23 protein-coding genes are annotated in these 24,708 nt (G+C 71.5%); 12 read left to right on the forward strand and 11 right to left on the reverse strand.

Features of this window, described 5'->3' with window-relative positions:
• Positions 1-64 precede the first annotated feature (64 nt).
• Together JMF97_RS04730 and JMF97_RS04735 are read right to left on the reverse strand one after the other, a co-directional pair.
• Complete coding sequence (locus tag JMF97_RS04730; RefSeq protein WP_203220422.1) at positions 65-1,345, reverse strand: AI-2E family transporter; 1,281 nt, start codon at positions 1,343-1,345, stop codon at positions 65-67.
• Between the two features lie 138 nt (positions 1,346-1,483).
• Complete coding sequence (locus JMF97_RS04735; RefSeq protein WP_203220423.1) at positions 1,484-2,296, reverse strand: DUF3097 domain-containing protein; 813 nt, start codon at positions 2,294-2,296, stop codon at positions 1,484-1,486.
• A 296-nt stretch (positions 2,297-2,592) separates the two neighbouring features.
• Between JMF97_RS04735 and JMF97_RS04740 the strand changes: the two genes are divergently transcribed.
• The 3 genes from JMF97_RS04740 to JMF97_RS04750 all read left to right on the forward strand — a co-directional run bounded on the left by JMF97_RS04740 (position 2,593) and on the right by JMF97_RS04750 (position 4,847).
• Positions 2,593-3,387, forward strand: a complete 795-nt coding sequence (locus tag JMF97_RS04740; RefSeq protein ID WP_102657619.1) for an Rv1486c family protein — start codon at positions 2,593-2,595, stop codon at positions 3,385-3,387.
• 204 nt (positions 3,388-3,591) lie between these two features.
• Positions 3,592-3,957, forward strand: coding sequence for a Rossmann-fold NAD(P)-binding domain-containing protein (locus tag JMF97_RS04745; protein WP_238358851.1), 366 nt, complete (start codon positions 3,592-3,594; stop codon positions 3,955-3,957).
• 113 nt (positions 3,958-4,070) lie between these two features.
• Positions 4,071-4,847 carry an alpha/beta fold hydrolase gene (locus tag JMF97_RS04750; RefSeq protein WP_203220424.1) on the forward strand — a complete coding sequence of 259 codons (777 nt, stop codon included), beginning with the start codon at positions 4,071-4,073 and terminating at the stop codon, positions 4,845-4,847.
• Positions 4,848-4,871: 24 nt separating this feature from the next.
• Here JMF97_RS04750 and JMF97_RS04755 read toward each other — a convergent pair whose 3' ends face one another.
• From JMF97_RS04755 to fabG, 4 genes are all read right to left on the reverse strand, one after another.
• A complete protein-coding gene (locus tag JMF97_RS04755) occupies positions 4,872-5,651 on the reverse strand; it encodes an HAD-IIA family hydrolase (protein ID WP_102657660.1) in 780 nt (259 codons plus the stop codon).
• Between the two features lie 40 nt (positions 5,652-5,691).
• Complete coding sequence (locus tag JMF97_RS04760) at positions 5,692-6,723, reverse strand: ferrochelatase (RefSeq protein WP_203220425.1); 1,032 nt, start codon at positions 6,721-6,723, stop codon at positions 5,692-5,694.
• 112 nt (positions 6,724-6,835) lie between these two features.
• Positions 6,836-7,603 carry an enoyl-ACP reductase FabI gene (gene fabI, locus JMF97_RS04765; protein WP_203220426.1) on the reverse strand — a complete coding sequence of 256 codons (768 nt, stop codon included), beginning with the start codon at positions 7,601-7,603 and terminating at the stop codon, positions 6,836-6,838.
• A 19-nt stretch (positions 7,604-7,622) separates the two neighbouring features.
• Entirely contained in the window at positions 7,623-8,327 is a 705-nt protein-coding gene (gene fabG / locus JMF97_RS04770; RefSeq protein ID WP_203220427.1) for a 3-oxoacyl-ACP reductase FabG, read from the reverse strand.
• Between the two features lie 502 nt (positions 8,328-8,829).
• Here fabG and JMF97_RS04775 point away from each other — a divergent pair.
• The gene (locus tag JMF97_RS04775) at positions 8,830-8,991 is read left to right on the forward strand and encodes a hypothetical protein (RefSeq protein ID WP_203220428.1); all 162 of its coding nucleotides are present in this window, start codon (positions 8,830-8,832) and stop codon (positions 8,989-8,991) included.
• Positions 8,992-9,139: 148 nt separating this feature from the next.
• Here JMF97_RS04775 and JMF97_RS04780 read toward each other — a convergent pair whose 3' ends face one another.
• Genes JMF97_RS04780 through JMF97_RS04790 form a run of 3 tightly spaced genes read right to left on the reverse strand, consistent with a single transcriptional unit; the run spans position 9,140 to position 12,197 of the window.
• Positions 9,140-10,090, reverse strand: coding sequence for a VWA domain-containing protein (locus JMF97_RS04780; RefSeq protein ID WP_203220429.1), 951 nt, complete (start codon positions 10,088-10,090; stop codon positions 9,140-9,142).
• Positions 10,087-11,109: a DUF58 domain-containing protein gene (locus JMF97_RS04785; RefSeq protein ID WP_203220430.1), complete on the reverse strand. Its 1,023-nt coding sequence runs from the start codon at positions 11,107-11,109 to the stop codon at positions 10,087-10,089. The genes JMF97_RS04780 and JMF97_RS04785 overlap by 4 nt, the downstream gene beginning before the upstream one ends.
• Positions 11,088-12,197, reverse strand: a complete 1,110-nt coding sequence (locus tag JMF97_RS04790; RefSeq protein ID WP_013734884.1) for an AAA family ATPase — start codon at positions 12,195-12,197, stop codon at positions 11,088-11,090. The genes JMF97_RS04785 and JMF97_RS04790 overlap by 22 nt, the downstream gene beginning before the upstream one ends.
• A 244-nt stretch (positions 12,198-12,441) precedes the next feature.
• Between JMF97_RS04790 and JMF97_RS04795 the strand changes: the two genes are divergently transcribed.
• The 5 genes from JMF97_RS04795 (at position 12,442) to JMF97_RS04815 (ending at position 16,258) form a co-directional block, all read left to right on the forward strand.
• On the forward strand, positions 12,442-12,717 hold the full coding sequence (locus JMF97_RS04795) for a hypothetical protein (RefSeq protein ID WP_203220431.1): 276 nt from the start codon (positions 12,442-12,444) through the stop codon (positions 12,715-12,717).
• Positions 12,718-12,810: 93 nt separating this feature from the next.
• Positions 12,811-13,350, forward strand: a complete 540-nt coding sequence (locus JMF97_RS04800) for a PH domain-containing protein (RefSeq protein WP_013734886.1) — start codon at positions 12,811-12,813, stop codon at positions 13,348-13,350.
• Positions 13,351-13,529: 179 nt separating this feature from the next.
• Positions 13,530-14,918, forward strand: a complete 1,389-nt coding sequence (locus JMF97_RS04805; RefSeq protein ID WP_232510836.1) for a PH domain-containing protein — start codon at positions 13,530-13,532, stop codon at positions 14,916-14,918.
• 108 nt (positions 14,919-15,026) lie between these two features.
• Positions 15,027-15,431, forward strand: coding sequence for a thioesterase family protein (locus JMF97_RS04810; protein WP_126710540.1), 405 nt, complete (start codon positions 15,027-15,029; stop codon positions 15,429-15,431).
• Complete coding sequence (locus tag JMF97_RS04815) at positions 15,428-16,258, forward strand: MBL fold metallo-hydrolase (protein ID WP_203220433.1); 831 nt, start codon at positions 15,428-15,430, stop codon at positions 16,256-16,258. The genes JMF97_RS04810 and JMF97_RS04815 overlap by 4 nt, the downstream gene beginning before the upstream one ends.
• A gap of 47 nt (positions 16,259-16,305) precedes the next feature.
• Here JMF97_RS04815 and JMF97_RS04820 read toward each other — a convergent pair whose 3' ends face one another.
• Positions 16,306-17,241, reverse strand: a complete 936-nt coding sequence (locus tag JMF97_RS04820) for a PfkB family carbohydrate kinase (RefSeq protein WP_126710538.1) — start codon at positions 17,239-17,241, stop codon at positions 16,306-16,308.
• Positions 17,242-17,641: 400 nt separating this feature from the next.
• On the opposite strand from JMF97_RS04820, the gene JMF97_RS04825 reads away from it, so the two are divergent.
• Positions 17,642-18,715 carry a lytic polysaccharide monooxygenase auxiliary activity family 9 protein gene (locus tag JMF97_RS04825; RefSeq protein WP_203220870.1) on the forward strand — a complete coding sequence of 358 codons (1,074 nt, stop codon included), beginning with the start codon at positions 17,642-17,644 and terminating at the stop codon, positions 18,713-18,715.
• Between the two features lie 71 nt (positions 18,716-18,786).
• Here JMF97_RS04825 and asnB read toward each other — a convergent pair whose 3' ends face one another.
• Positions 18,787-20,748 (reverse strand): asparagine synthase (glutamine-hydrolyzing), encoded by a 1,962-nt coding sequence (gene asnB, locus JMF97_RS04830; protein ID WP_203220434.1) that lies wholly within the window; start codon positions 20,746-20,748, stop codon positions 18,787-18,789.
• A 189-nt stretch (positions 20,749-20,937) separates the two neighbouring features.
• Here asnB and JMF97_RS04835 point away from each other — a divergent pair, with 189 nt between their 5' ends.
• Together JMF97_RS04835 and JMF97_RS04840 are read left to right on the forward strand one after the other, a co-directional pair.
• Positions 20,938-22,419 (forward strand): aminopeptidase P family protein, encoded by a 1,482-nt coding sequence (locus tag JMF97_RS04835; RefSeq protein ID WP_203220435.1) that lies wholly within the window; start codon positions 20,938-20,940, stop codon positions 22,417-22,419.
• Between the two features lie 370 nt (positions 22,420-22,789).
• Positions 22,790-24,427, forward strand: coding sequence for a right-handed parallel beta-helix repeat-containing protein (locus JMF97_RS04840; protein ID WP_438803740.1), 1,638 nt, complete (start codon positions 22,790-22,792; stop codon positions 24,425-24,427).
• Positions 24,428-24,708 lie beyond the last annotated feature (281 nt).

Consider the following 24,708-nt stretch of genomic DNA (forward strand, 5'->3'; position numbering starts at 1 on the left):
CCGGCCCCGGCGCGGCACCGCCACGGCCACGTGGGTCGGGGTTGGGCCGGTCGGATCGGGTGGCTCAGGGCGCGGTGGAGCGGACCACCACGGCGTCGGGGATCGGCGGGGGCGGTTCCGGTGGGCGCCGGGCCAGGCGGCGCACGGCCGTGTTGAGCACGGCGATCAACGGTACGGCCACCAGCGCGCCGACGATGCCGTCGAGCACCACGCCGGCGGTCACCGCCAGCACCACCGGCAGCGGGTGCAGGGCCACCGCCCTGCCCATGATCCAGGGCTGGAGGACGTTGCCCTCCAACTGCTGCACCACGATCACCGCGCCGAGAATGGCCAGCGCGGTGACCCAGCCGCTGTCGACCAAGGCGACCAGCACCGCCACCGCGCCGGACAGAGTGGCACCGACGATCGGGATGAACGCGCCGAGGAACACCAGCGCGGCCAGCGGGAAGGCGAACGGCACGTCGAACAGCACCAGCGCGATGCCGATGCCCAGCGCGTCGATGAAGGCCACCAGCACCGTGGCCCGGACGTACGCCACCAGGGTCAGCCAGGAGGCCCGACCGGCGTCATCGGCCCGCCAGCGGGCGGCGACCGGAAGCATCCCGACCAGGAACCGCCAGATCCGGTCACCGTCGCGCAGGAAGAAGAACATGGCGAAGAGCACCAGCAGGGTGCCGGTGAACACCTCGACCACCGTGCCGGCGGTGTTGATCGCGCCGCTGGTCAACGACTGACTGTTCTCGTTGATCCACTTCTGCCCGGCCTCGACGTACCCGTTGAGCTGACCGTCGGAGAGCCCGAGCGGGCCGTCGCGCAGCCAGTCCTGGATCTGCCCGATGCCGGCCGCGGCCCGTACGCTCAGATCCGGCAGACCGACGATGAACTGGTTGACCACAAGCGTCAGCGTGCCGACCACCGCGCCGAGCCCACTGATCAGCACCACGGCGGTGGCCAGTGACCGGGGAACGCGCAGGCGCAGCAGCCAGCCCACGGCCGGCGCCAGCAACGCGGTGAGCAGCAGGGCGACCAGCAGCGGAACGATGACGATGCGAATGGCGCCCATGAAGCGCAGCAGCGCCCAGCCGACGACCCCGATCACGATCAGACGCCACGACCAGGCGGCGGCGATCCGGAGCGCCTTCGGCACGTCGGAGTCGTCGCGGCTGGTCGTCGAACCGCCACCGTCGACGGGCGGTTCCGGTCGCCAGGGCAGCGGGTCGGGCCGGGCTTCCTCCGCCCGGATCGCGGCCCGTTCGCGCTGCCGCTCTCGGGCGGCGCGGACCGACTCACGGCCCGCCTGGAACGCCTGACGCACCCGCCGTCGCGGCTGCTCGAACCGACTCAACCGGCACCCCCGGGGGAATGGTAGGGATCAGGCGGTACACCGTAGCGCTCCACTGCCAGAACCGGGACATGCGCGTCCGGGGCGGCGTGCCGCGGCGCGTTGACGGCGGTGGGCGGAGGGCTGAGGAGTACGCCGGGATCAGGCCGGCTCGGTGACGAAGTCGATCAATCGTTCCATGGCGTTGATCAGGGGGGTTTCCACCTCGGCGTACGTGTTCACCCGGGACAGGATGTGCCGCCACATGTCGGCGGGCTCGGCCACGCCCAGCGCCGCGCAGACGCCTTCCTTCCACGGCCGCCCCGGCGGCACCACCGGCCAGGCCCGGATGCCCAGGGCCGCCGGTTTCACCGCCTGCCACACGTCGACGTACGGGTGCCCGGTGACGAGCACGTACGGCGAGGTCACCCGGGCCACGATCCGGCTCTCCTTCGAGCCGGGCACCAGATGGTCGACCAGGACACCGAGCCGCCGGTGCGGGGCCGGCCCGAACTCGCGTACCGCGGCATCCAGGTCGTCGATGCCCTCCAACGGCTCCACCACCACGCCCTCGATGCGCAGGTCGTCGCCCCAGATCCGTTCGACCAGGGCGGCGTCGTGCACACCCTCCACCCAGATCCGGCTGGCCCGGGCGACACGGGCACGTACCCCGTCCACCGCGATCGAACCCGAGGCGGTACGCCGACGCGCGGCCGGCACCGGCGCCCGGGCGGGCCGGCGCAGGGTGACCGGCCGACCGTCGAGCAGGAACGCGGCCGGCCGCAGCGGGAAGTTGCGCCGCTTACCGTGCCGGTCCTCCAGCACGACCGCACCGGACTCGAAACCCACTACCGCGCCGCAGAAGCCCGAATCGGCGTCCTCGACCACCAGGTCGGTCTCGGCGTCGACCTCCGGAATCACCGTCCGACGCCGCCAGTTCCCCGCCAACACGTCCTCGCCATACCGCCGCCCCATCCCTCGCACGCTAGTCCCACCACCCCCACCCCACACCTCGACCCGCCGCCCCACCCCCACCCCTTCCCTCCCCACCCAAGGGATCCGCCCCGGGGACCCTGCACCGAGACCGTCGATCTTGCAGAAATTGTCGCCGCGGAAGGTGCATAGCGGATGTAACGGCGGCCAAAACTGCAAGATCGACGGCATGGGAGGGGCGGGGGAAGGGGTGGTGGGAGGGGTGGAGAGGGGTGGGTGGGTGGGGGTGGGGCGCGGCAGCCGAGACAGGGGCGGGCGTGAGCACGTACTCTTTCGGCATGTCCACCCCCGCTGCGGGTGCGGCCATCCTCGCGCCGCGCCGGTCGAGCCGGTTCGTTGCCTGGGTGCGCGCATGGCGCGCCGGGCTGGTGCCCTTTGACGAGGTCGCCGACGAAGTCGCCGGTGACGAGGAGCACCACGTCGCCGACGCGCCCGGCACCTGGACGGACGTGCCGCTGCGGGAGGCCCTGCCCACCCTGGCCAAGCTCTCACCGGACGAGATCCGGCTGGTGCTGCCGGCACCGGGCGACCCTCGTGGCCTGCCCGGTCCGGGTGACTTCGCCGGGGCCGCCCTGCTCGCCGGTGAGGCGGTCGTCGCCGGTGCGATGGGCCTGATCCCCGAGGTACGGGTGCACACCTCCGGCTCCGGGGACACCTTCGAGACGGTGCTCTGGCGGGTCTACCCGCTGCCGGCGAACGCCCCGGCCGCATCGCTCACCCTGCCCGGTGCTGCCGAGGCGGAGGCGGAGCTGGCCGCCGCGCTGGCCGACACGACGGCGGCGCTGACCCGACTCGACGTCGCCCAGTGGCGTCCCGAGTTGGCCGGTGCCCTGGAGGCGTTGCGCCGCCCGGACGGCACCACCGACCTGCCGCCCGGCTTCGACCCGCGGGCCCGTCGGCTGTTCGCCCGGGCCGCCGTACTCGACCGGGTGCTCGCCCTGGCCGGGCACGCCGCGCCCGGCGGCGCGGTCAACAACCACGAGGCCCAGCAGCGCGACGCCGCCCTGCGCCCGCTGACCACCGCCTGTCGCCAGGCGCTCGTCGCCGCCTGCAACGCCCCGCTACGCCCGTAGCCCCATCGCCGCCCCACTACGCCGTAGTCTCGACGCCGCCCGCGACGCCCGTAGTGCCGTCGCCGTCGGCGACGCCCCGCTGCGCCCGTAGTCAGGAAGGACCGGGGCGACAACGTCGCCGCCATCACCCGTCTCGTCGATCCTGGGGCTGACCGCCTCCCCGGCTGGGGCCTGTACTGCTCGGCCAAGTACGCGCTGGAGGGCCTGTCGGACTCACTCGCGGCGGAGGTGGCCGACTTCGGCATCAAGGTGAACGTGGTCGAGCCGGGTTACACCCGCACGAACTTCCTGCGTACGTCGTCGCTGGGGCTGCCCCGGGCGACCGCGAGCGGCTACGAGGCGATCCGCGAGATGACCGAGGCGCACCTGGCCATGCCGGGCACCCAGCTCGGTGACCCGGTCAAGGCGGCCGCCGCCATCATCACGGTCGCCGACACGGGTGAGGCGCCGCTGCACCAGCTGCTCGGTTCCGACTCGTACGGCCTGGCCAGGAACCGCGTCGAGGCCCTGACCAGCGACATCGAGGCCGGTCGCGACCTCGCCTTGAGCACCGACATCACGCAGAGCTGACCGCGCCTCGCAGTGGTGGTCGGCCGGATCCCCTTCCGTGGACCCGGCCGGCCGCCGCGTACCCCGGGTGTGACGGGCAACGGGCGGCAGGTATGGCCGGTACTGTTCGGTCCATGTCGTACGTCACCTCGCGGGACGGGACGCGGATCGCCTACCAGCGCGACGGTGCCGGCCCGCCGCTGATCCTCATCGACGCGGCGGGGCACTACCGCGCCAACAGCCCGCTGGGAGAGCTGGCCGAGCTGCTGGCGTCCGACTTCACGATCTACCGGTACGACCGGCGCGGGCGCGGGGAGAGCGGTGACACGCCGCCGTACGCCCCGCGACGCGAGGTCGAGGATCTCGCCGCGCTGATCGCCGAGGCCGGCTCACCCACCTCGCTGTACGGGTACTCCTCCGGTTGTCTGCTCGCCCTGCACGCGGCCGACGCCGGTTGCGACGTACGACGGTTGGTCCTGCTGGAGCCGCCGCTCGACGCCGACGACGACTCCGCCGAGCAACGCGCGTTCACCGCGAAGCTGCGCGAGCTGACCGGCGCGGAGGCGGTGACGTTCTTCCTGACCAGCATCGGCGTACCGGATGATCTGCTGGCCGGGATGCGTGGCACCCCGCACTGGGCGGCGATGGTCTCGGTCGCGCACACCCTGGCGTACGACAGTCTGCTCAGCGAAGCCACCGGCGCGACGCTGCTTCGCCGGGTGACCACGCCGACGCTGGTCCTGCACAGCGCCGGCAGCACGGCCGACCTGAGCGCGATGGCCGCCACCACTGCCGCGCTGCTGCCCGCCGCCGAACAACGCAGCCTGCCCGGCGAGTGGCACGGCGTACCGGCGGCCACCCTGGCCCCGGTCGTCGCCGACTTCCTCCGCCGCGACCCGGCGCAGCACTGACGCCAGCGACTGACGCCCGTCGCGTCAGATCTCGTCGATCAGGTCGGCCACGGAGTTGACGATGCGCGACGGTCGGTACGGGTAGCGTTCCGCCTCCGTGCGGGTGCTGATGCCGGTCAGCACCAGGATGGTCTCCAGCCCGGCCTCCAGGCCGCAGAGGATGTCGGTGTCCATCCGGTCGCCGATCATCGCGGTGCTCTCCGAGTGCGCGTCGATGGTGTTCAACGCCGAGCGCATCATCATCGGGTTGGGTTTGCCGACGAAGTACGGCTCCACCCCGGTCGCCTTCGAGATCATCGCGGCCACCGAGCCGGCGGCCGGCAGGGCACCCTCGACCGACGGGCCGGTGGCGTCCGGGTTGGTGCAGATGAACCGCGCCCCGTCGTTGATCAGCCGAATCGCCTTGGTGATCGCCTCGAAGCTGTAGGTGCGGGTCTCCCCCAGCACCACGTAGTCGGGCGCGAAGTCGCTGAGCACGTAGCCGACCGCGTGCAGCGCCGTGGTCAGTCCGGCCTCCCCGATCACGTACGCGGTGCCGCCCGGGCGCTGATCGGCCAGGAACTGGGCGGTGGCCAGCGCGGAGGACCAGATCGCCTGCTCCGGTACGTCCAGACCCATCCGGGCGAGGCGGGCCCGCAGGTCACGCGGGGTGTAGATGGAGTTGTTGGTCAGCACCAGGAACGGCTTGCCGGAGGCACGCATCCGCTTGATGAACTCCGGGGCGCCCGGCACCGGCTGGCCCTCGTGCACCAGCACACCGTCCATGTCGGTGAGCCAACTCTCGACGGGTTTACGGTCTTGCATGCTCGTTCTCCGCAGGGGTGTCGGGGTCGGCAGTGGCCGGTCAGGAGGGGCGGCGGGGCGGGACGCAACAGACCGAGGGGCAGGTGTCCCACATCGGCAGCTCGCCGAGGCGGCGACGCCTGTCGACCCCGGCCGGGTCGATGCGTTCCCGCACCAACTCCCGGACCATGGTCACGAAGCGGTGGTCGGTGCCGGGGGTCTGCGCGCGGACGTACTCCAGGCCGAGCCGCGTGGCCGTGTCCCGCGCCTCGGTGTCCAGGTCCCAGATCACCTCGAGGTGGTCGGAGACGAAGCCGATCGGGCTGACCACCACCGCGGTGACGCCCTTCGCGGCGAGGGCGGTCAGGTGGTCGTTGATGTCCGGCTCCAGCCACGGCACGTGCGGCGGCCCGGAGCGGCTCTGCCACACCAGGTCGTAGGGCAGGTCGGGGGCGGCGGCCGTGTGCACCAGCCGGGCCGTCTCGGTGAGCTGCGCGGTGTACCGGCCGCCGTGCGGGCCGGCGCTGTCCGCCATCGACACGGGTACGGAGTGTGCGGTGAAGACCAGTCGGGTGTGGTCCCGGCGGGTCGGGTCGAGCTGGCTCAGCGCTGCCCGTACCGCGTCGACGTGCGGTTCGACGAAGCCGGGATGGTCCCAGAACTGGCGGAGCTTATCGATCACCGGCGCGTCCGGACCGACCGCGGCTCGGGCGGCGGTGATGTCCTCCTGGTACTGCCGACACGAGGAGTACCCGCCGAAGGCGCTGGTGACGAAGGCCAACGCCCGCCGTACGCCGTCGTCGCGCATCTGCGCGAAGGTGTCGGCGAGCATCGGGTGCCAGTTCCGGTTGCCCCAGTACACCGGCAGGTCGAGACCGTGGGCGGCGAAGTCGGCGCGGACCGCGGCGAGCAGCTCCCGGCACTGCTGGTTGATCGGGGAGACGCCACCGAAGTGCCGGTAGTGCTCGGCCACCTCGGCCAGGCGCTGCGGCGGGATGCCCCGCCCCCGGGTCACGTTCTGCAGGAAGGGGAGCACGTCGTCGGGCCCTTCCGGGCCGCCGAAGGACACCAGCACCACCGCGTCGTACGCCATGGTCCCATTCTTGCCCCTGCCGGGCGGCGATCCGGCAACGCCCCCGGGTCCCGGCCGTTAAGAGGGGCCCCCTGCTCTACCGCAGGCGTTAACAGGGGGCCCTTCCTTACACCTACGCGCCGATGGCGTGGTAGCCGCCGTCGACGTGGACGATCTCGCCGGTGGTGGCGGGGAACCAGTCCGACAGCAGCGCCAGGCAGGCCCGCGCGGCCGGTTCCTGGTCGGTGAGGTTCCAGCCCAGCGGGGCCCGCTCGGACCAGGCGTCCTCGAACTGCTCGAAGCCGGGGATCGACTTGGCGGCCATCGTCCGCAGCGGCCCGGCGGCGACCAGGTTGCTGCGGATGCCCTGCTTGCCCAGGTGCAGGGCGAGGTAGCGGGAGGCGGACTCCAGGCCGGCCTTGGCCACACCCATCCAGTCGTACACCGGCCAGGCCTGGGTGGCGTCGAAGGTCAACCCGACCACCGCACCGCCCGGCGACATCAGCGGCAGCGCCGCCATGGCCAGGGACTTGTAGGAGTACGTGGAGACGTGCAGCGCGGTGGCCACGTCCTCCCAGGACGCGTCGAGGAACCCGCCGCCGAGGCAGCTCTGCGGGGCGAACCCGATCGAGTGCACCACCCCGTCGAGGCCGTCGACGTGCTCACGGACGGAGTCGGCGAGCCCGGCGAGGTGTTCCGGGTTGGTCACGTCCAGCTCGATCACGGGCGCCGTCTCGGGCAGCCGCTTGGCGATCCGCTCCACCAGCGAAAGCCGGCCGAACCCGGTCAGCACGACCTGGGCGCCGTTCTCCTGAGCGAGCTTGGCCACCGAGAAGGCGATGGAGGCGTCGGTGATGACGCCGCTGACGAGCAGCCGCTTACCGGCCAGCAGTCCGGACATTATGCTCATTCCTCCGTACTCAGTGACCCATGCCCATGCCGCCGTCGACCGGGATGACCGCGCCGGAGATGTAACCGGCGCTGTCGCCGGCCAGCCAGGTGACGACCGCGGCGACCTCCTCCGGGCTGGCCATCCGGCCCGCCGGGATGGAACTGAGGATCTCCGCCTTGCGGTCGTCGGAGAGGTTGGCGGTCATGTCGGTCTCGATGAAGCCGGGTGCGACGACGTTGGCGGTGATGTTGCGGGTGCCCAGCTCGCGGGTGATCGAGCGGGCAACACCGACCAGGCCGGCCTTGCTGGCCGCGTAGTTGACCTGGCCGGGGCCGCCGGAAAGGCCGACCACCGACGAAATGAAGATCATGCGACCCCACTTGGCCCGCAGCATCTTCGACGACGCCCGCTTGGCGCAGCGGTACGCCCCGGTCAGGTTGGTGTCCAGCACCCGGGTGAACTGCTCCTCGGACATCCGCAGCAGCAGCGTGTCGTCGGTGATGCCGGCGTTGGCGACCAGCACCTCCACCGGGCCGAACTCCGCCTCCACGGCAGCGAACGCCGCGTCGACCGACTCGCTGTCGGTGACGTCACAACGCACGCCGAAGATCCCGTCGGGCGCTCCGCTGCCCCGGTGCGTGATCGCCACCCGGTCACCCTGCTTGGCGAAGGCCTGTGCGATGGCCAGGCCGATGCCGCGGTTGCCGCCGGTGACCAAGACAGTTCGAGACACGTACGTCCCCTCCAAAGATCGCTGCGGGTTGGAGACTAGGCGCTACCGCACAGTAATCGCTAACCCGACCCACGTCACCGCACGTACGGTGATCACTTCCACCTCGGACGACGGACGGTGCCGACGGGGGTTCATCCCACCCTCGACCGGTCGCGGCCAGCCCTTTCCGCACTCCGCCACCGACCGGCGTCGGGCAGTCGTCCCCCGGCGTCCGACGGCGGGTCGGCCGGATGCGCCCGCTTCGATCGCGGGTGTACGCTGACTCCCGTTTGCGGGTCGTACGCGGCCCGTATCGCCCGGACCGAGCCGACTCCAGGAGGTGATCGCTGTGCCAGATAGCGATCCTCCCAGTCGTGGCCGGGCCGACCGCCAGCCACGCTGAGCGTCACTCCGCCTGAGCTGGCCCGCTCCCCGCGCACCCCGCCACCGCCCTCCGGCCCACAAGCCGGGGTGGTCGATCCTGCGGGTGCCACCCGGAAGCCCCCCGGTCACGACTTCGTGTGTGTGCGTCCCCGATTCACTCCTCGCCGGCCCACCCGTGTCCCGGGCCGACGAACCGCTCACCCCGGAGCCTGTCATGAGCCGCTACGTCGCCCCGCTGGGTTTCACCCTCGCCGCCGTCTGGGTTGCCGTCCTCTTCGTCCTCGCCAGCGGCAACCACTGACCACCCCCGCCCCTCGTCGGCCCTGAGGTCCACTGGGCCCACGCCCGGAACCCCGGCAAGATCGCGCTCGATATGGGATCGAGTGGCTGGCAGTGCGCGCGAAGCCGCTCGATCCTGGATCGAGCGCGATCATCGCGGGGTGTGGGGGTCAGAGCATGCGGGAGGACCAGAGGAGGCTGGTGGCGCCGGCGCAGAGGGCGAGCAGTAGGGCGATGCCCGCGTACCACTGGGTGATCTCGCGGGCTTCGGTGCGGAAGCCGATCGAGCTGCCCATGTCCTGGTACACCTGCTTCAGCTCGCTCACCGAAGCGGCCTCGTAGAAGTAGCCCTCGGTCGTCTCGGCCAGCGCGGCAAGCGCCATCCGGTCCACCGGTACCCGTTGCAGTTGTCCGCCGATGGCGACGTGACCGGCGTCGGTGCCGAACGCGATGGTGGAGACCGGTACGTTCGCCGCCTGCGCCGCGGCGGCGGCCTCCTCCACCGATCGGCCGGCCGTGCGGAAGCCGTCGGAGAGCAGCACGATCCGGGCCGGCGGGATGCCGGCCGCGCCGTCGGCCGGGACCGACCGGATCGCCTCCAGGCAGGTGAAGACCGCCTCACCGGTCGCGGTCGCCTCGGCCAGCACCAGGCCGTCGATCGCGCTGGTCACCGCCGGGCGGTCCTTGGTCGGCGGCACCAGCACGTTCGCCGACTTGGCGAAGGAGACCAGGCCCACGTTGTACGTCTCGGGCAGTTCCCGGACGAACTGTTTGGCCGCCTCCTGGGCCCCTTCCAGCCGGGTCGGCGGCACGTCGTCGGCCTGCATCGACAGGGACACGTCGATGGCCAGCATGATGGTGGCGCGTTCCAGCGGTTCCCGGGTGTCCATCGCCGGGCGGGCCAGGGCGCCGGCCAGCACCAGCAGGGCGAGCAGGAACGCGGTCGCCGGCACGTGCCGGCGCCAGCCCAGCCCCTTCGGCGCCACGGTACGCAGCAGGTCCACGTTGGTGAACCGCATCGCGTAGTCGCGGCGGCGCAACTGACGCCAGACGTAGAGCGCGGCCAGGGCGAGCACCGGCAGTACGGCCAGCAGCCACCACGGTTGGAGCAGTCGGATCATCGTGTCGTCCCCCGGGTACGCGCGTGCCGTTGTGCGGCGACGAAGCGAACCATGTCCAGCAGCCAGTCTCGGTCCGTACGCAGTCGTAGGTGTGCGGCACCGGCGGCCCGCATCGCGGCGGAGATCTCTGCCCGTTGGGCGGCTGCCGCAGCCGCGTACCGGTGCCGCAGGCTCGGGTCGGCGGTCTGCACCTCGTGCAGTTCCCCGGTCTCCGGGTCGACGACCGGCAGCACCCCGACGTCGGGCAGCTCCAGTTCGCGCGGGTCGACCACCTCGATCGCCAGCACGTCGTGGCGTACCCGCAGTTTGCGCAGCGGGCGGGCCCACTGGGTCGGCGGGGCGAGGAAATCGGAGATGACCACCGCGACGCCACGCCGTCGGGGTGGGCGGTTGAGCATGTCCACAAGCGCGCCGAGGTCGCTGCGGCCGGGTCGGCTCTCGGTGGCGGCGATGGCGCGCAGCATGCCCTGCGCCTCCTTGCGCCCGGAGCGGGCCGGCATCCGGACCAGCCGCCCGGGCCCGACCGGCGCGGGTGCCGACCGGCGACCCCGGCGTGGCGCGGGCACCTCGTCGCCGCTGCCGACCACCGCGCCGATGCGGTTGCCGCCGCGTACGGTCAGATGGGTGATGGCCGCCGCCGCGGCGATCACCACGTCCCGCTTGAGCCATCGTCCGGTGCCGAAGTCCAGGCTCGCCGACAGGTCCACCGCCAGCCAGGTCTCCAGTTCCCGGTCGGCCACCGTACGCCGCACGTGCGGGGTGGTGGTGCGGGCGGTGACCGGCCAGTCCATCCGGCGTACGTCGTCGCCGGGGCGGTACTCCCGCGACTCCCCCGCCTCGCTGCCCGGCCCGGGCAGCAGGCCGGCGTAGTCGCCCTGCAACAGGCCGTCGAGCTTACGGGTGACGAGCAGTTGCAGCCGGGACAGCACCGCGCCGGAGCGGTTGTCCGTCGCGTCGGGTGCGCGTTGCCGGTGGCCGGCGGGAGGGGTGGTGGAGGTCACGGCCGCTGCCCGGGCCACCCCGAGGTCGGTGCCACCGCTGCCGGTGGCGTCGGGGTCGCCTGCTGCCGGGGCGCCACGGACGGCATCGGGATGGTCGACATCACCCGGTGCACCACGTGGTCGGCCGGCACGTCGTCGGCGAGCGCGTCGTAGCTGAGCACCAACCGGTGCCGCAGGATGTCCGGCGCGATGTCCTGCACGTCCTGCGGCAGGGCGTAGTCCCGGCCGCGCAGCAGGGCCAGCGCCCGGGTCGCCCGGACCAGCCCGAGCGAGGCCCGTGGGCTGGCACCGTACTGGATCAGTTGCGCCACGTCGGGCATGCCGTGCTCCGCAGGCGTACGCGTGGCCAGCACCAGCCGCACCGCGTAGTCGACAAGCGCGTTGTGTACGAACACCTGGTCGGCCTTGTTCTGCAGGGCGATCAGGTCGTCGGTGTCGAACACGGCGGTGGGCTCGGGTGGCGCGACACCCATCCGGTAGACGATCTCCCGCTCCTCGGCGTCGGTCGGGTAACCCACGACGATCTTCATGAGGAAGCGGTCCCGCTGCGCCTCCGGCAGCGGGTAGACCCCCTCCTGCTCGATCGGGTTCTGCGTCGCCATCACCAGGAACGGGTTCGGCACCCGGTGGCTCTCCCCGCCGATGGAGACCTGCCGCTCGCTCATCACCTCCAGCAGCGCCGACTGCACCTTCGCCGGAGCCCGGTTGATCTCGTCGGCGAGCAGGAAGTTGACGAAGACCGGGCCCAGCTCGACGTCGAACTTCTCGCTGGACTGCCGGTAGATCCGGGTACCCATGATGTCGGCCGGCACCAGGTCCGGGGTGAACTGCACCCGGGCGAACGAGCCACCGACGACCTTGGCCAGGGTTTCCACCGCGAGCGTCTTGGCCACCCCCGGCACGCCCTCCAGCAGGCAGTGCCCCCGGGCGAGCAGGGCCACGAACATCCGCTCCACCATCCGGTCCTGCCCGACGATCACCCGTTTGATCTCGAACAGGGCCCGCTCCAGCAGGCCCGCGTCCTGCGCCGGGGTGGTCGGCGCGCCGGGCGTCTGCGGCTGGGTCCCGTTCGGTGTCGGGGCGTCGGGCGTGGTCGGCTGGGCCACCGGTCCTCCACAGCATGAATCGGTCGTCGCGGCGTGTGCGCTACCAAGCCTCGCATGCCCGGCTCAGTACGGACGGCGGGAGCGACCGATTTTCGCCACGCCGTCCGCCGCCACGCCAATCGCCGATCACCAGTGGACAGATTGCGCCCCGGCGTGTGTACCATTCATCCGTCGCCGGGCGGCTTCCCCCGTGGCCGCCCGGCGCTCAATTCTTCTCCTCATTCGCCGACCTAGACTGGCCGGGATGAGCGAGCCCGATCCCTCCACCGCCACGACCCTGGTCTGTTCGGCCCGTGGCTGTCACGCCCCGGCCGAGTGGTCCCTTCGGTGGAACAATCCGCGCCTGCACCAGCCCGAGCGACGCAAGACCTGGCTCGCTTGCAACGCGCACCGTGGCCATCTCGGCGATTTCCTCACCGCGCGGGGCTTCCTGCGCGAGGTCGCCCCGCTGACCGAATCGCCTACGCTTCAAGAGTGGACGCGTACAACGGAAGGCCCGTCCCGTGAGCGCGAGGAGTGAGCTTGCGAGCCCCGCAGTCGCGAACAGAGCCAGCACCGTGAGCGCGAGGAGTGAGCTTGCGAGCCCCGCAGTCGCGAACGAAAGGCGTGCCCCGTGAGCGGTGAGCAGGTGGGCGGCCAGGTGCCAGCGTCGGCTGCCGGGCAGCCCGGCCCACTTGAGCCGTGGCCGAACACCGTCCGGTGGCAGTCGATCTCGTCCGATCTGATCTGGGTGGAGTTGCTGCGGCTGTCCGGCGTGGTGGTCGTACTGTCGATCATGATCGGGGTCGCCTGGGGGTTCACCGGCGCCTGGCCCTTCGGCCTGGCGCTCGGCGTGGTCCTGGTGTTCGCCGTCTGGCGGGCGGTGACCATCGTCCGGGCGGTGCGCGCCTGGGGCTACGCCGAACGGGAGAACGACCTGTTGGTGCGGCACGGGCTGCTGGTCCGCCGGCTCTCCATCGTGCCGTACTCCCGGATGCAGTTCGTCGATGTCAGCGCGGGTCCGCTGGAGCGGGCCTTCGACCTGGCCACCGTGCAGCTGCACACCGCCGCGGCGGCGAGCGACGCCCGGGTGCCGGGTCTTCGGCCCGCGGAGGCGTCCCGGTTGCGCGACCGGCTCACGGCGCTCGGCGAGGACCGGGCGGAAGGGCTGTGAGCGACCACACCGGCTGGGACTCGGAGCGCGCCACGCCATCACCCGGCACCACGCCGCCATCCGAATCGCCGCCGGGTCTCCCCCCGGCCGGGCCACCGCCAGTCGGGCCACCGACGGGGTGGCAGGCACCCGCTGGGCCGCCGGTCGGGCCGCCACCGGTGGGGTATCCGCTCGGGTATGTGCCGGGTGCGGTGCCGCCGCAGTATCCACCCGACGGGTGGTCGGGGCAGCCGGGCACGGCGCAGACCCGACAGCGGCTGCATCCGTTGAGCCCGGTGCTGCACAGCGCGAGGTCGCTGGTGGTGGTCATCGCCGGGCTGTCCTGGTCGACGTTGTCCCGGGTCGGCTTCGGCTGGTTCGCCGCGATGGTGACCGTGATCGTCCTGGGCGCTGCGGTGCTGGCCGTGGTGAGTTGGTACAACACCGGCTACCAGGTGGTGGGCCGGGAGCTGCGGATCCACGAGGGGCTGCTCTGGCGGCGGACCCGCGCGATTCCGCTGGAACGCCTCCAGGCCGTCGAGGTCGTCCGGCCGCTGCTCGCGCAGCTGACCGGGCTGGCCGAGCTGCGGCTGGAGGTGGTCGGCGGAGGTAAGACCGAGGCGCCGCTGGCCTTCCTCAGCGTCACCGAGGCGTCCGCGCTGCGGCAACGCCTGCTGTCGCTGGCGGGCCGACCGCCTGCCGGGGCACCGGCTGCCGGGGTGACAGGTGCCGCGCCACCGTACGCACCGACGGCGACGCCGAACGCCGAGCCGTCGACCGGCCGGCCACTGCACTCCGTACGCAATCAGGATCTGCTGGTCAGCCAGTTGCTGACCCCGCAGGCGTTCCTGCTGCCGTTCGGTGTGGTCTTCGTGGCCGCGCAGTTCCTGTCCGAGGGCACCTGGTCGTTCATCGCGGTGGCGAGCACGTTGACCGCGATGGCGGGCATCGTGTTGCAACCGGTGCGCCGGGTCCTCGACGACTGGCAGTTCCAACTGGCTCGCGACGACGACCGCCTGCGGATCCGCAACGGCCTGCTGGAGACCAGGGTGCAGACCGTACCGCTGCACCGGGTGCAGACCATCGGGGTGACCTGGCCGCTGCTCTGGCGGTTCAAGGGCTGGCTGCGGCTGCGCCTGGAGGTGGCGGGCTACACCGCCGGCGAGCCGGACCAGCGCAGCCGGCCGGATCGCCTGCTGCCGGTCGGTGACCTCCCCACCGCCGAGGCGATCGTGGCCGAGGTGCTGCCGGGGGTCGACCTGTCGTCGCTGCCACTGACGCCGCCGCCGGAGCGGGCCCGCTGGCTCAACCCGCTCAGCCGTCGGGTGCTCGGCGCCGGCCTGACCGAGCAGGTCTTCGCAGTACGTTCCGGCCTGCTCACCCGCCAGGTGACGGTCGTGCCGTACGCCCGGTTGCAGAGCGTCCGGGTGGTGCAGGGGCCGTTGCAGCGCCGGCTGCGCCTGGCCACGGTGCACGCCGACACGGCGGGCGGGGCCGGGGCCGCGGCGGTGGACCGGGATCTCGCCGAGGCGTGGGCGCTGGCGGCGGAGTTGTCCGCGCGCGGTCACGCCGCCCGCCGCCAGGAGTGACCACGCGACGCCGGCCGACGCCGGCGGGTCGCGGTTGTTCAGGCCCTGATCGAGCGTGATGGTGGCCGGCTGCGCGCCCGGGTCGGGGCGAGCACCTACGCTGTGGCCATGCAGGAGCAGCCGGATCGTGTCCTGACGCCGGGCCTGGCGGCCCGGGTCGAGTTGACCGTCACCGACGACGACACCGCCCAGGCCGTCGGCTCCGGTGACGTACCTGTGCTCGGCACCCCACGGGTGCTCGCGCTGGCTGAGGCGGCGACGGTGGCGGCGACCGCCCGTCACCTGCCCGCCGGGACGACCACCGTCGGCACCCGCGTCGAACTGGAGCACCTGGCCGCGACACCGGTCGGTCGTACGGTGACGGCGCAGGCCCGACTGACGGCTGTCGACAAGCGGCGGCTGACCTTCGAGGTGACAGTCGTGGAGGGCGAGCAGACGGTCGCGCAGGGACGGGTGGAGCGGGTGGTGCTCGACCGGCAGCGCTTCATCGAGCGGGCGGGCCGGTCGTCATGAGCGGCAGTTTCGTCGAGGTCGCCGACCGGGTGCTGGTGCTGCGGGAGCCGTTGCTCGCGGTCAACGTCACGCTGGTGCTGGGCGACGGGGAGGCGCTGCTGGTCGACACCCTGTCCACCGTCGGGCAGGCGGTCGAGCTCTGCGCCGCCGTACGCGCGGTCACCAATGATCCGTTGACCCTGGTCAACACTCATCACCACTTCGACCACTGCTTCGGCAACGCCACCCTCGCCGGCGACCCGCCGCGCCCGATCTGGGCGCATGAACTGGCCGCGACGGCGTTGCGCGACGACCCGGAACGGCTCCGCCGCGAGGCGTACGCGGAACTGCGCGACGAGCACCCCGAGCTGGCCGACGAACTGGCCGAGGTCACCGTGCTGGCACCCACCCACACCGTCCACACCGAGGCCACCCTCGACATCGGGGGCCGGCAGGTGGTGCTGCGCCATCCCGGTCGGGGGCACACCGACGCCGACCTGGTGGTGCACGTACCCGACGCCGACGTGCTGGTCGCCGGTGATCTGGTCGAGCAGTCCGGGCCGCCCGCATTCGAGGATTCCTACCCGTTGCAGTGGCCCGAGGCGGTGGCCGAACTGCTGCGCTGGACGACCGACTCGACGGTGGTGGTGCCGGGGCACGGTACGCCGGTGGACACCGAGTTCGTCCGGGCACAGCACGCCCAGTTGGTCGAGCTGGCCTGGCTGATCCGGGCCGGGCACACCGGTTCGACGCCACCGGAACGGGTCGCCGCCGACGCACCGTTCCCGGCCCGCCCCGCGCTGCTGGCCGCCCACCGCGGCTACGCCGAGTTGGACGGCACCGCCTGACCTGACGCCGGGCCCGCTCGGCCTGGTGCGGGGCGTGCCTGGCCCGGTCAGGTGGGGAAGCGGTCGGCGACCTCGGCTCGGGTGGGCATGGCGACGGCGCCGCCGGCACGCTCGCAGACCAGCCCGGCGACGCGCAGCGCGAAGGCGACCCGCTCGGTCCACCCCGTCGGGTCGCTCGGCTCACCGGCGACCAGCAGGTCGGCGACGAGGGCGGCCAGCACCGAGTCACCCGCTCCGGTGGCGTCGACCGCGGTCACGCTCGGCGCCGGCACCCGTACCGGATCGGCACCGGCGGCGGCGAGCACCGCGCCGGCGGCACCGAGGGTGACCACGACGGTGCCCGCCCCCAGCTCCCGCAGGTAGGCGGCCACACCCTCGACCGGCTCGCCCGGATAGAGCGCCTCCGCGTCGGCGCTGCTCAGCTTGACCAGGTGTGCCCCGGCGGCGAACTCGGCGACCACCTCGCGCAGGGCGGCCAGGGCCGCCGGGTCGGACAGCAGCCGTGGCCGGACGTTGGGGTCGAACACCCGCAGGCCGGTCGCCAGCGACCAGGCCCGCCGCGCGGCGGCCAGCGGCCCCGGTGACAGCAGCACGATCGAGCCGCAGGAGAGCACGTCCGCGCCCTCGATCAGCGCGACGTCGAGGTCGTCCGGCTTCAACAGGGCGTACGACGGCGGATCGCCGTAGAAGCGGAAGTCCGGCTCGGCGCCGGTGAAGGTGGCCACGGCCAACGTGGTCGGTACGGCGGCGGTGACCGTGCCGGCCAGGCCGACCCCCGTGGTGGTGAGGAAGGTGCGGATCCGCTCGGCGAGGGCGTCGTCGCCGAGCGAGCCGACGAACTGCGCCGCACCACCGAGCCGGGCGATGCCCACCGCGACGTTCAGCGGGGCACCGCCGATGGCCTGCCGGTAGACCGGTACGCCGTCGCATTCCGTGTCGAGCAGGTCGACGAGGGCCTCGCCGAGCACCACCGCGTATCCCATCGAGCCGGTCCCTCCCGTCGGCAGTCGTGATGCTCAGGCTGGCACAGTGCGGGCGGTTCGGGCGCGCAAGCCGCGGTATTGGATGTGGGTGGAAATCGGACATCGAGAAATGACTATTGCGCCGTTGCGCCCGGCATGCTGGGATAGGTAGTGCCGGGTGACGCGGGGCTGCGCGCCACCGGCGCCGGGTTCATCGCACGCGAGGGCATTTACGCGTCGACCGAATGCTGACGGCACCCGCCTGTTGGGCCATCCGCCCTGGGCGCAGGTCGCCGCATCGATCGCATCCGCCACAGCAGCGGGTCAGACGTACCTCGTCACCCCGCGCGTTCCGGCGGGGCCACCAAACCGGTGTCCCCGCGAGTCAGGAGAACCTGTGCACCGTCCTCGTTTGGCCGCGATGTTCTTCGCGGCCGTCACCCTCGCTGCGAGCGCGGTCGTCGCCGTGACCGCCAGCCCCGACCCGGCCGCCGCGCACGGCGCGGCGATGACGCCGGGCGCCCGCACCTACCTCTGTTGGCGTGACGGCCTCTCCCCCACCGGCGAGATCCGTCCGCAGAACCCGGCCTGCTCGGCCGCGGTCGCGCAGAGCGGTGCGAACTCCCTGTACAACTGGTTCAGCGTGCTGCGCTCGGACGCCGGCGGTCGCACCACCGGCTTCATCCCCGACGGTCAGCTGTGCAGCGGCGGCGCCACCGGCTTCCGCGGCTTCGACCTGGCCCGCGACGACTGGCCGCTGACCCACCTGACCGCCGGCCGCACCATGGAGTTCCGGTACAGCAACTGGGCGCACCACCCGGGCACGTTCTACTTCTACGTGACCAAGAACAGCTGGAGCCCGAACCGCGCGCTGGCCTGGAGCGACCTGGAGGAGCAGCCGTTCCTGACGGTGACCAACCCGCCGCAGCGCGGCGCGGTCGGCACCAACGACGGCCACTACTACTTCACCGGCACGCTGCCGGCGAACAAGAGCGGTCGGCACATCATCTACTCCCGCTGGGTCCGCTCGGACAGCCAGGAGAACTTCTTCGGTTGCTCCGACGTGACCTTCGACGGCGGCAACGGTGAGGTGACCGGCATCGGCAACGGTGGCACGAACCCGCCGCCCACCACCCCGCCGCCCACCACCCCGCCGCCCACCACTCCTCCGCCGACCACCCCGCCGCCGGCGGGTAACGGTGGCTGCTCGGCCACCTTCAAGGTGACCAACAGCTGGTCCGGTGGATTCCAGGGCGAGGTGGAGATCAAGAACACCGGCACCTCGCCGTTGAACGGCTGGGCTGCGAGCTGGACGTTGTCCAGCGGCCAGCAGATCAGCCAGGTCTGGAACGCGACGCACACCACGTCCGGATCGACCGTGACGGCCCGCAACGTGTCGTACAACGGCTCCCTCGGGGCCAACGGCACCACGAGCTTCGGCTTCCTTGCCAGTGGAAGCAGCTCGACTCCGACGGTCACCTGCTCCGCCAGCTGACCATCAAGCACCACGAAGGGGGCCCCGATCGGGGCCCCCTTCCGCTTGCACGTATCAGCGCCGGTTGAGCCTCAGCGCACCATCGAGCCGACGACGGGCTTGGTGAGCAGGGCGGACTGGTTGCGCTGGATGCCCGGGTCCAGGGTCTTCGCCACGAAGATCGCGTGCCAGATGCAGAAGATCAGCACGGTCCACACCTTGCGGGAGTGGTCGGCCTCCTCCCGCTTGTGCTCCTCCAGCAGCCGCAGCGCGTACGACAGGTCGAGCAGGTCACCGGCGCCCGAGGTGGTCAACACGTGCCGGGCCCACTCGTACATCTCGCCGCGCAGCCAGACCCGGGTCGGGGTCGGGAAGCCGAGCTTCTTGCGGTTGACGATGGCCGGCGGCACCACGCCCTGCAGCGCCTGGCGCATGGCGTACTTGGTGGCGTCGGAGCGCGGCGGCAGCTTCAGATCCACCGGGATCTTGGCCGCCACCTCGAAGACCTCGCGGTCGAGGAAGGGCACCCGCACCTCCAGCGAGTGCGCCATGGAGATCCGGTCGGCCTTGACCAGGATGTCGCCGCGCAGCCAGGTGTAGAGGTCGACGTACTGCATCTTGGTGACGTCGTCGAGCTCGGTGCACTCGGCGTAGATCGGCGCGGTGACGTCGGTATAGCGCACCGAGGGGTCGTAGCGACGCAGCAGGTGCTGCTTCTCCTCCTCGGTGAACATCCGCGCGTTGCCGTAGTAGCGCTGCTCGATCGGGGTGGTGCCGCGCTCCAGGAAGCTCTTGCCCTTGACGCCCTGCGGGATCGCCTTGGACACCGCCCGCAGACCCTTCTGCACCCCGCCGGGCAGGCCGTTGACGCTGCTCAGCGAGAGCGGCTCGCGGTAGATCGTGTAACCGCCGAAGAACTCGTCGGCGCCCTCGCCGGAGAGCACCACCGTGACGTGCTCGGCGGCCTTCTTGGCGACGAAGTAGAGCGGCACCAGCGCCGGGTCGGCCACCGGGTCGTCCAGGTGCCAGACGATCTTCGGCAGTGCCTCGATCATGTCCTCCGGCCCGATCTTGGTCGGGATGGTGGTCACGTCGAGGTGGCGGGCCGACTCCTGGGCGACGTCGATCTCGGAGTAACCCGGTACGTCGTAGCCGACGGTGAAGGTGAGGATGTTCGGGTTGAACTCCCGGGCCAGGGCCACCACCGCGGTGGAGTCGATCCCGCTGGACAGGAACGAGCCGACCGGCACGTCGGAGCGCATGTGCATGCGTACGCTCTCGCGCAGCGTCTCCCGGATCTCGTGGTAGAGCTTCTGCTCGTCGGCGACCGGGGCGGGTCGGAACACCGGGCGGTACCAGCGGCGTACGTCGATCCGCCCGCCCGGGGTCCAGGTGAGGTACTCCCCCGACCCGATCCGGCTGATCTGCTTGTGCAGGGTGCCCGGCTCGGGGACGTACTGGAGGGTCAGGTAGTGGCTGAGGTTCGCCGTGTCGACCCCGGCGTCGCCGATGTGCGCGGAGTGCGCGAAGGGCAGCAGGGCCTTCTTCTCCGAGGCGAGGTAGAGCCCGTCGGCGGTCTCCAGGTAGTGCAGCGGCTTGATGCCGTAGTAGTCGCGGGCGCCGAACGCGCGGCGGGCCTGCCGGTCCCAGATGACGAAGGCGAACATGCCCCGTAGCCGGGTGAGCACCTGCTCGCCCCAGTAGTGGTAGCCGGCGACGATCACCTCGCCGTCACCGTTGGTGGCGAACCGGGCACCGTGCTCGCGGATCAGCTCCTCGCGCAGCTCGATGTAGTTGTAGATCTCGCCGTTGAAGGTCAGCAGGTAACGCCCGTCGGCGTAGGGCAACGGCTCGTGGCTGAGCGCGACGTCGATGATCGCCAACCGCTTGTGCGCGAACACCCCGTCCGCGTACCGGCCGGTGGCGTCCCCGACCACCTCGACACCGGTCTCGTCCGGGCCGCGGTGGTGCAGGCATTCCAACGCTCCGGCGATGCTGTCGCGGTGAGCGGCGGCGTCGCCGCGTGCACTGAAAAAAGCCAGGAGTCCGCACATGTTTGCCATCTTTCCACGCGTACGAATCGGGCGTTGCGGCACGGGCGGGCTCGGCTGGCCGACCTCGCCGCGTGCCGTCCGGTGCGGTCTCCGGTGCGGTCACCCGGGCCGGCCGGGATGATCACCCTGGCCGGAACGAGCCGGATTCGCGGTACGGTCGGGGCCAGCGACTACACGAAGGGAGCGGGCATGACCGAGGAACGCACCGACGGCAAGCCGGCCGACGGCACCGAGTCACACGACCCGGACTTTCCCCCGGCGTTCCTGGCGTTCATGCGGCAGGGCTGGCGGGACACCACGCTGCCGGTCGGCCCCCGACCGGAGGTGCCGAACTACGCCAAGCGCCGCGCCGCCCTGTCGGCCGCCTTCCCGGGCGAGACGCTGGTGATTCCCACCGGCGGGGAGAAGATCCGGGCCAACGACACCGAGTACCGGTTCCGTCCGGGCAGCGACTTCGCGTACCTGACCGGTGACCAGGATCCGGACAGCGTGCTGGTGATGCGGCCCAACGGTTCGGGGCACGACGCCATCCTGTACATGCGGCCGCGCAGCTCGCGGGAGAACGACGAGTTCTTCCGCAGCCGGCACGGCGAGCTGTGGGTGGGGCGGCGGCACACGCTTACCGAGAAGTCGACCGAGCTGGGCCTGCCCACCGTCGACCTGACCGAGTTGGACGGGGCGCTGGCCGACCTGGCCCCGGCGCGTACCCGGGTGTTGCGTGGGTTCGATCCGCGGGTGGACGCCGCGGTGCGCGCGTACGACGGGGCACGCGAGGAGGGCCAGCCGGCCCGGGACCGGGAGCTGGCCATCGCCATCTCCGAGCAGAAGCTCGTCAAGGACGAGTGGGAGATCGGCCAGTTGCAGGAGGCGATCGACGCCACCGTACGCGGCTTCGAGGACGTGGCCCGGGTGCTGCCGGCCGACCGGGGGGTCTCGGAACGGCTGCTGGAGGGGATCTTCGCGCTGCGGGCCCGGCACGACGGCAACGACGTCGGCTACGGCTCGATCGTCGGCGCCGGCGAGCACGCCACGATCCTGCACTGGGTGCACAACCACGGCGTCACCCGGCCGGGTGAGCTACTGCTGATGGACATGGGTGTGGAGGGCCGCAACCTCTACACCGCCGACGTGACCCGGGTACTGCCGGTCAACGGCCGGTTCACCGCACTGCAGCGGCAGGTCTACGACATCGTGTACGCCTCGCAGCAGGCCGGCATCGACGTCATCAAGCCGGGCGTGGCCTTCAAGGAGGTCCACCTGACCTGCATGCGGGTGCTCGCCGAGGGGCTGGCCGACCTGGGGTTGCTGCCGGTGAGCGTGGACGAGGCGATGGACGAGAACTCCACCGTCTACCGCCGCTGGACGCTGCACGGGTTCGGGCACATGCTCGGCATCGACGTGCACGACTGCTCCAACGCCCGCAAGGAGGCATACCGCGACGGCAGCCTCGGCGAGGGGTACGTGCTCACCGTCGAGCCGGGGTTGTACTTCCAGCCGGAGGACGACCTGGTCCCCGAGGAGCTGCGCGGCGTCGGCATCCGGATCGAGGACGACATCCTGGTCACCAGCGCCGGTGCGGTGAACCTGTCGGCGGGCCTGCCCCGCCGGTCCGACGAGGTGGAGACCTGGTTGGCCGAGCAGCGTGAGGCGGGCCCGCGCCTGCCCGGCTGACCGCGCCACGACCGCACGACGGGCCCCGCCCGGCGGTGTGCGACGTTTCGTACGTCCAGCACACCCCGAGCGGGGCCCGTTCTTGTTGCTCTGGTCACCCGCTTCCTGCCCAGGCTGGCGCCTTGACCGGCGGATGCCCGAAATATATCTAATGCGCGAGTTTTTCGGATACGCCCTTGTCGCGAGGATCCTTCTCATACGGTGGTCGTCGGAGGCTGCAACCGATTTGTAGCTGCCCGTGCCTCCTTCGGGTGGTGCGAGCCCGTTTGGTAGCAGGAAAGGGCGGAAGGCTCTGATGTCCAACGACCTAACGACTCCCTCCGGTGAGGCCCCCATGGCCCCACCGAGACGAGGACGACGGAAGCTTTGGGTGGCCGCCGGGGTAGCCGGCTTGACCGGTGTCGTCGGCTTGGCCGCCGTGGGCGGCGTGGCCGCCCGTAACCAGAAGTCCGGCGAGCGGCAACAGGCGTCGAACACGCAGGCGTCGGCACCGAAACAGCACGTCAGCGACGCAGACAAGGCCGAGGAGACCGGTGGCGCGGAGTCCGGCAAGGGTGACCGGGGCGACCGGGACGGCAAGGGCGACCGGGACGGCAAGGGCAAGCGCTTCGAAGGCCGAGAACGGGTGAAGGAGGTGCCGTGCGACACCGACAAGCTGATCGACGCGATCACCCTGGCCAACCGGACCGACGGCGCGACCCTGAAGCTGGCTGAGCACTGCACCTACACGCTGACCCGGCACGACGAGTGGGGTAACGGCCTGCCACGGATCAACCAGCCGATCACCCTCAAGGGCGACAAGACCCGGATCGAGCGGGATCCGACGGCCAAGCCGTTCCGCATCCTCAACGTCGGCCCCGGCGGGGAACTCACCCTCAAGGGCCTGACCATCAAGGGCGGCCAGCTCAAGGACGACAAGAAGAAGGACGACTCGAAGCCCCGCGTACGGTGGGGGTCGAAGGGGGAAGCGACGGCCCCCACGGCCACGCCGGAGGCGGCTGACGCCGCGCCCGGGACACCGGCGGTCGCCCCTCAGGCGGCAGCCGCACCGGCAGCCGCGCCTCAGGCGGCAGCCGCGCCCGGAGCCGGGCCCGGTTCGGAGGCGACGCCGGCTCCGTGGCCCACCGGCGGGCACGGTCACACGCCCACCGAGGGCGCGGGCCTCCTGGTCCACCAGGGTGGTCGCGCCGTCGTCGAGCACAGCACCTTCGTACAGAACCACGCGGCCGGCGACGGCGGTGCCATCGCCAACTTCGGCGCCACGCGCATCGACCGGAGCCTGATCGAGCGCAACAGCGCTGGCGGCTTCGGCGGCGGCATCTTCAACGCCGGAACTCTCCAGGTCGAGGAGTCCGAGGTGGTTCGCAACAGCGCCGAGGAAGGCGGCGGCGGCATCGCCAACGGCTCGTCCGACAAGTACGGGATCGAGGGCGGCACCGTCTACATCTTCAAGAGCAAGATCAGCCACAACCGGACCGCGGGTGACGGTGGCGGCCTGGCCGACAACGGCGGGACCACCTCGGCCAGCCACAGCGAGTTCACCGACAACACCGCGGGCTCCGATGTCGGCGGTGTGCTCGCCAACGTCGACAGCCAGCTGACCCTCAAGCACGTGCTCGTCGCGAAGAACTCCACCCAGGGTCGCGCGGGCGGCATCGGCATCGGTGAGGGCACCAAGGCCGTCATCGAACACAGCCTCGTCAAGGAGAACGTCTCCGACGGCGACGGTGGCGGAATCTTCAACTTCGGTTTCACCTTGCTGCGGGACACCGAGGTACTCGCCAACCAGGCGGTCGGCAGGTACGCACAGGCCGGCGGGATCTTCAACGACGGCGGCAAGGTCAGCCTGATCCGGTCGAAGGTGGCCTTCAACTTCTCCACCAAGAAGCCGGGCGGCATCTTCACCAACAACGACCGCGTCGAGATCGACAGCAAGTCCACGGTCATCGACAACCGCCCGACCAACTGCCTCGGCAGCCCGGTCATTCCGGACCGCTGCTTCGGCTGAGACACACCGAGAGCCAGACCACATAGCCGGAGGGCTCCTCCGGGCCGCCACCCGGCGCCCCGAAGGAGCCCTCCCTCAACCCCGCTCCCCAACCCCACAGTCGCGTTGATCAAGAAGTTTGCGTCACGAACTGCGAGGAGCACGACCAAAAGCTCTTGATCAGCCGCCGGCGCCGGGGGTGGGTCGAGGTGGGTGGGTTGCGGTGGCGGGACGGGTAATGACCCTAATGCGGGTTCGTTTCGCATTTGCCCGCGAGGTGAGGAAGATTCTCATACCGTGGG

Origin of the sequence: Micromonospora fiedleri (genome assembly GCF_016774385.1) — a bacterium.
GTDB lineage: Bacteria > Actinomycetota > Actinomycetes > Mycobacteriales > Micromonosporaceae > Micromonospora > Micromonospora gifhornensis.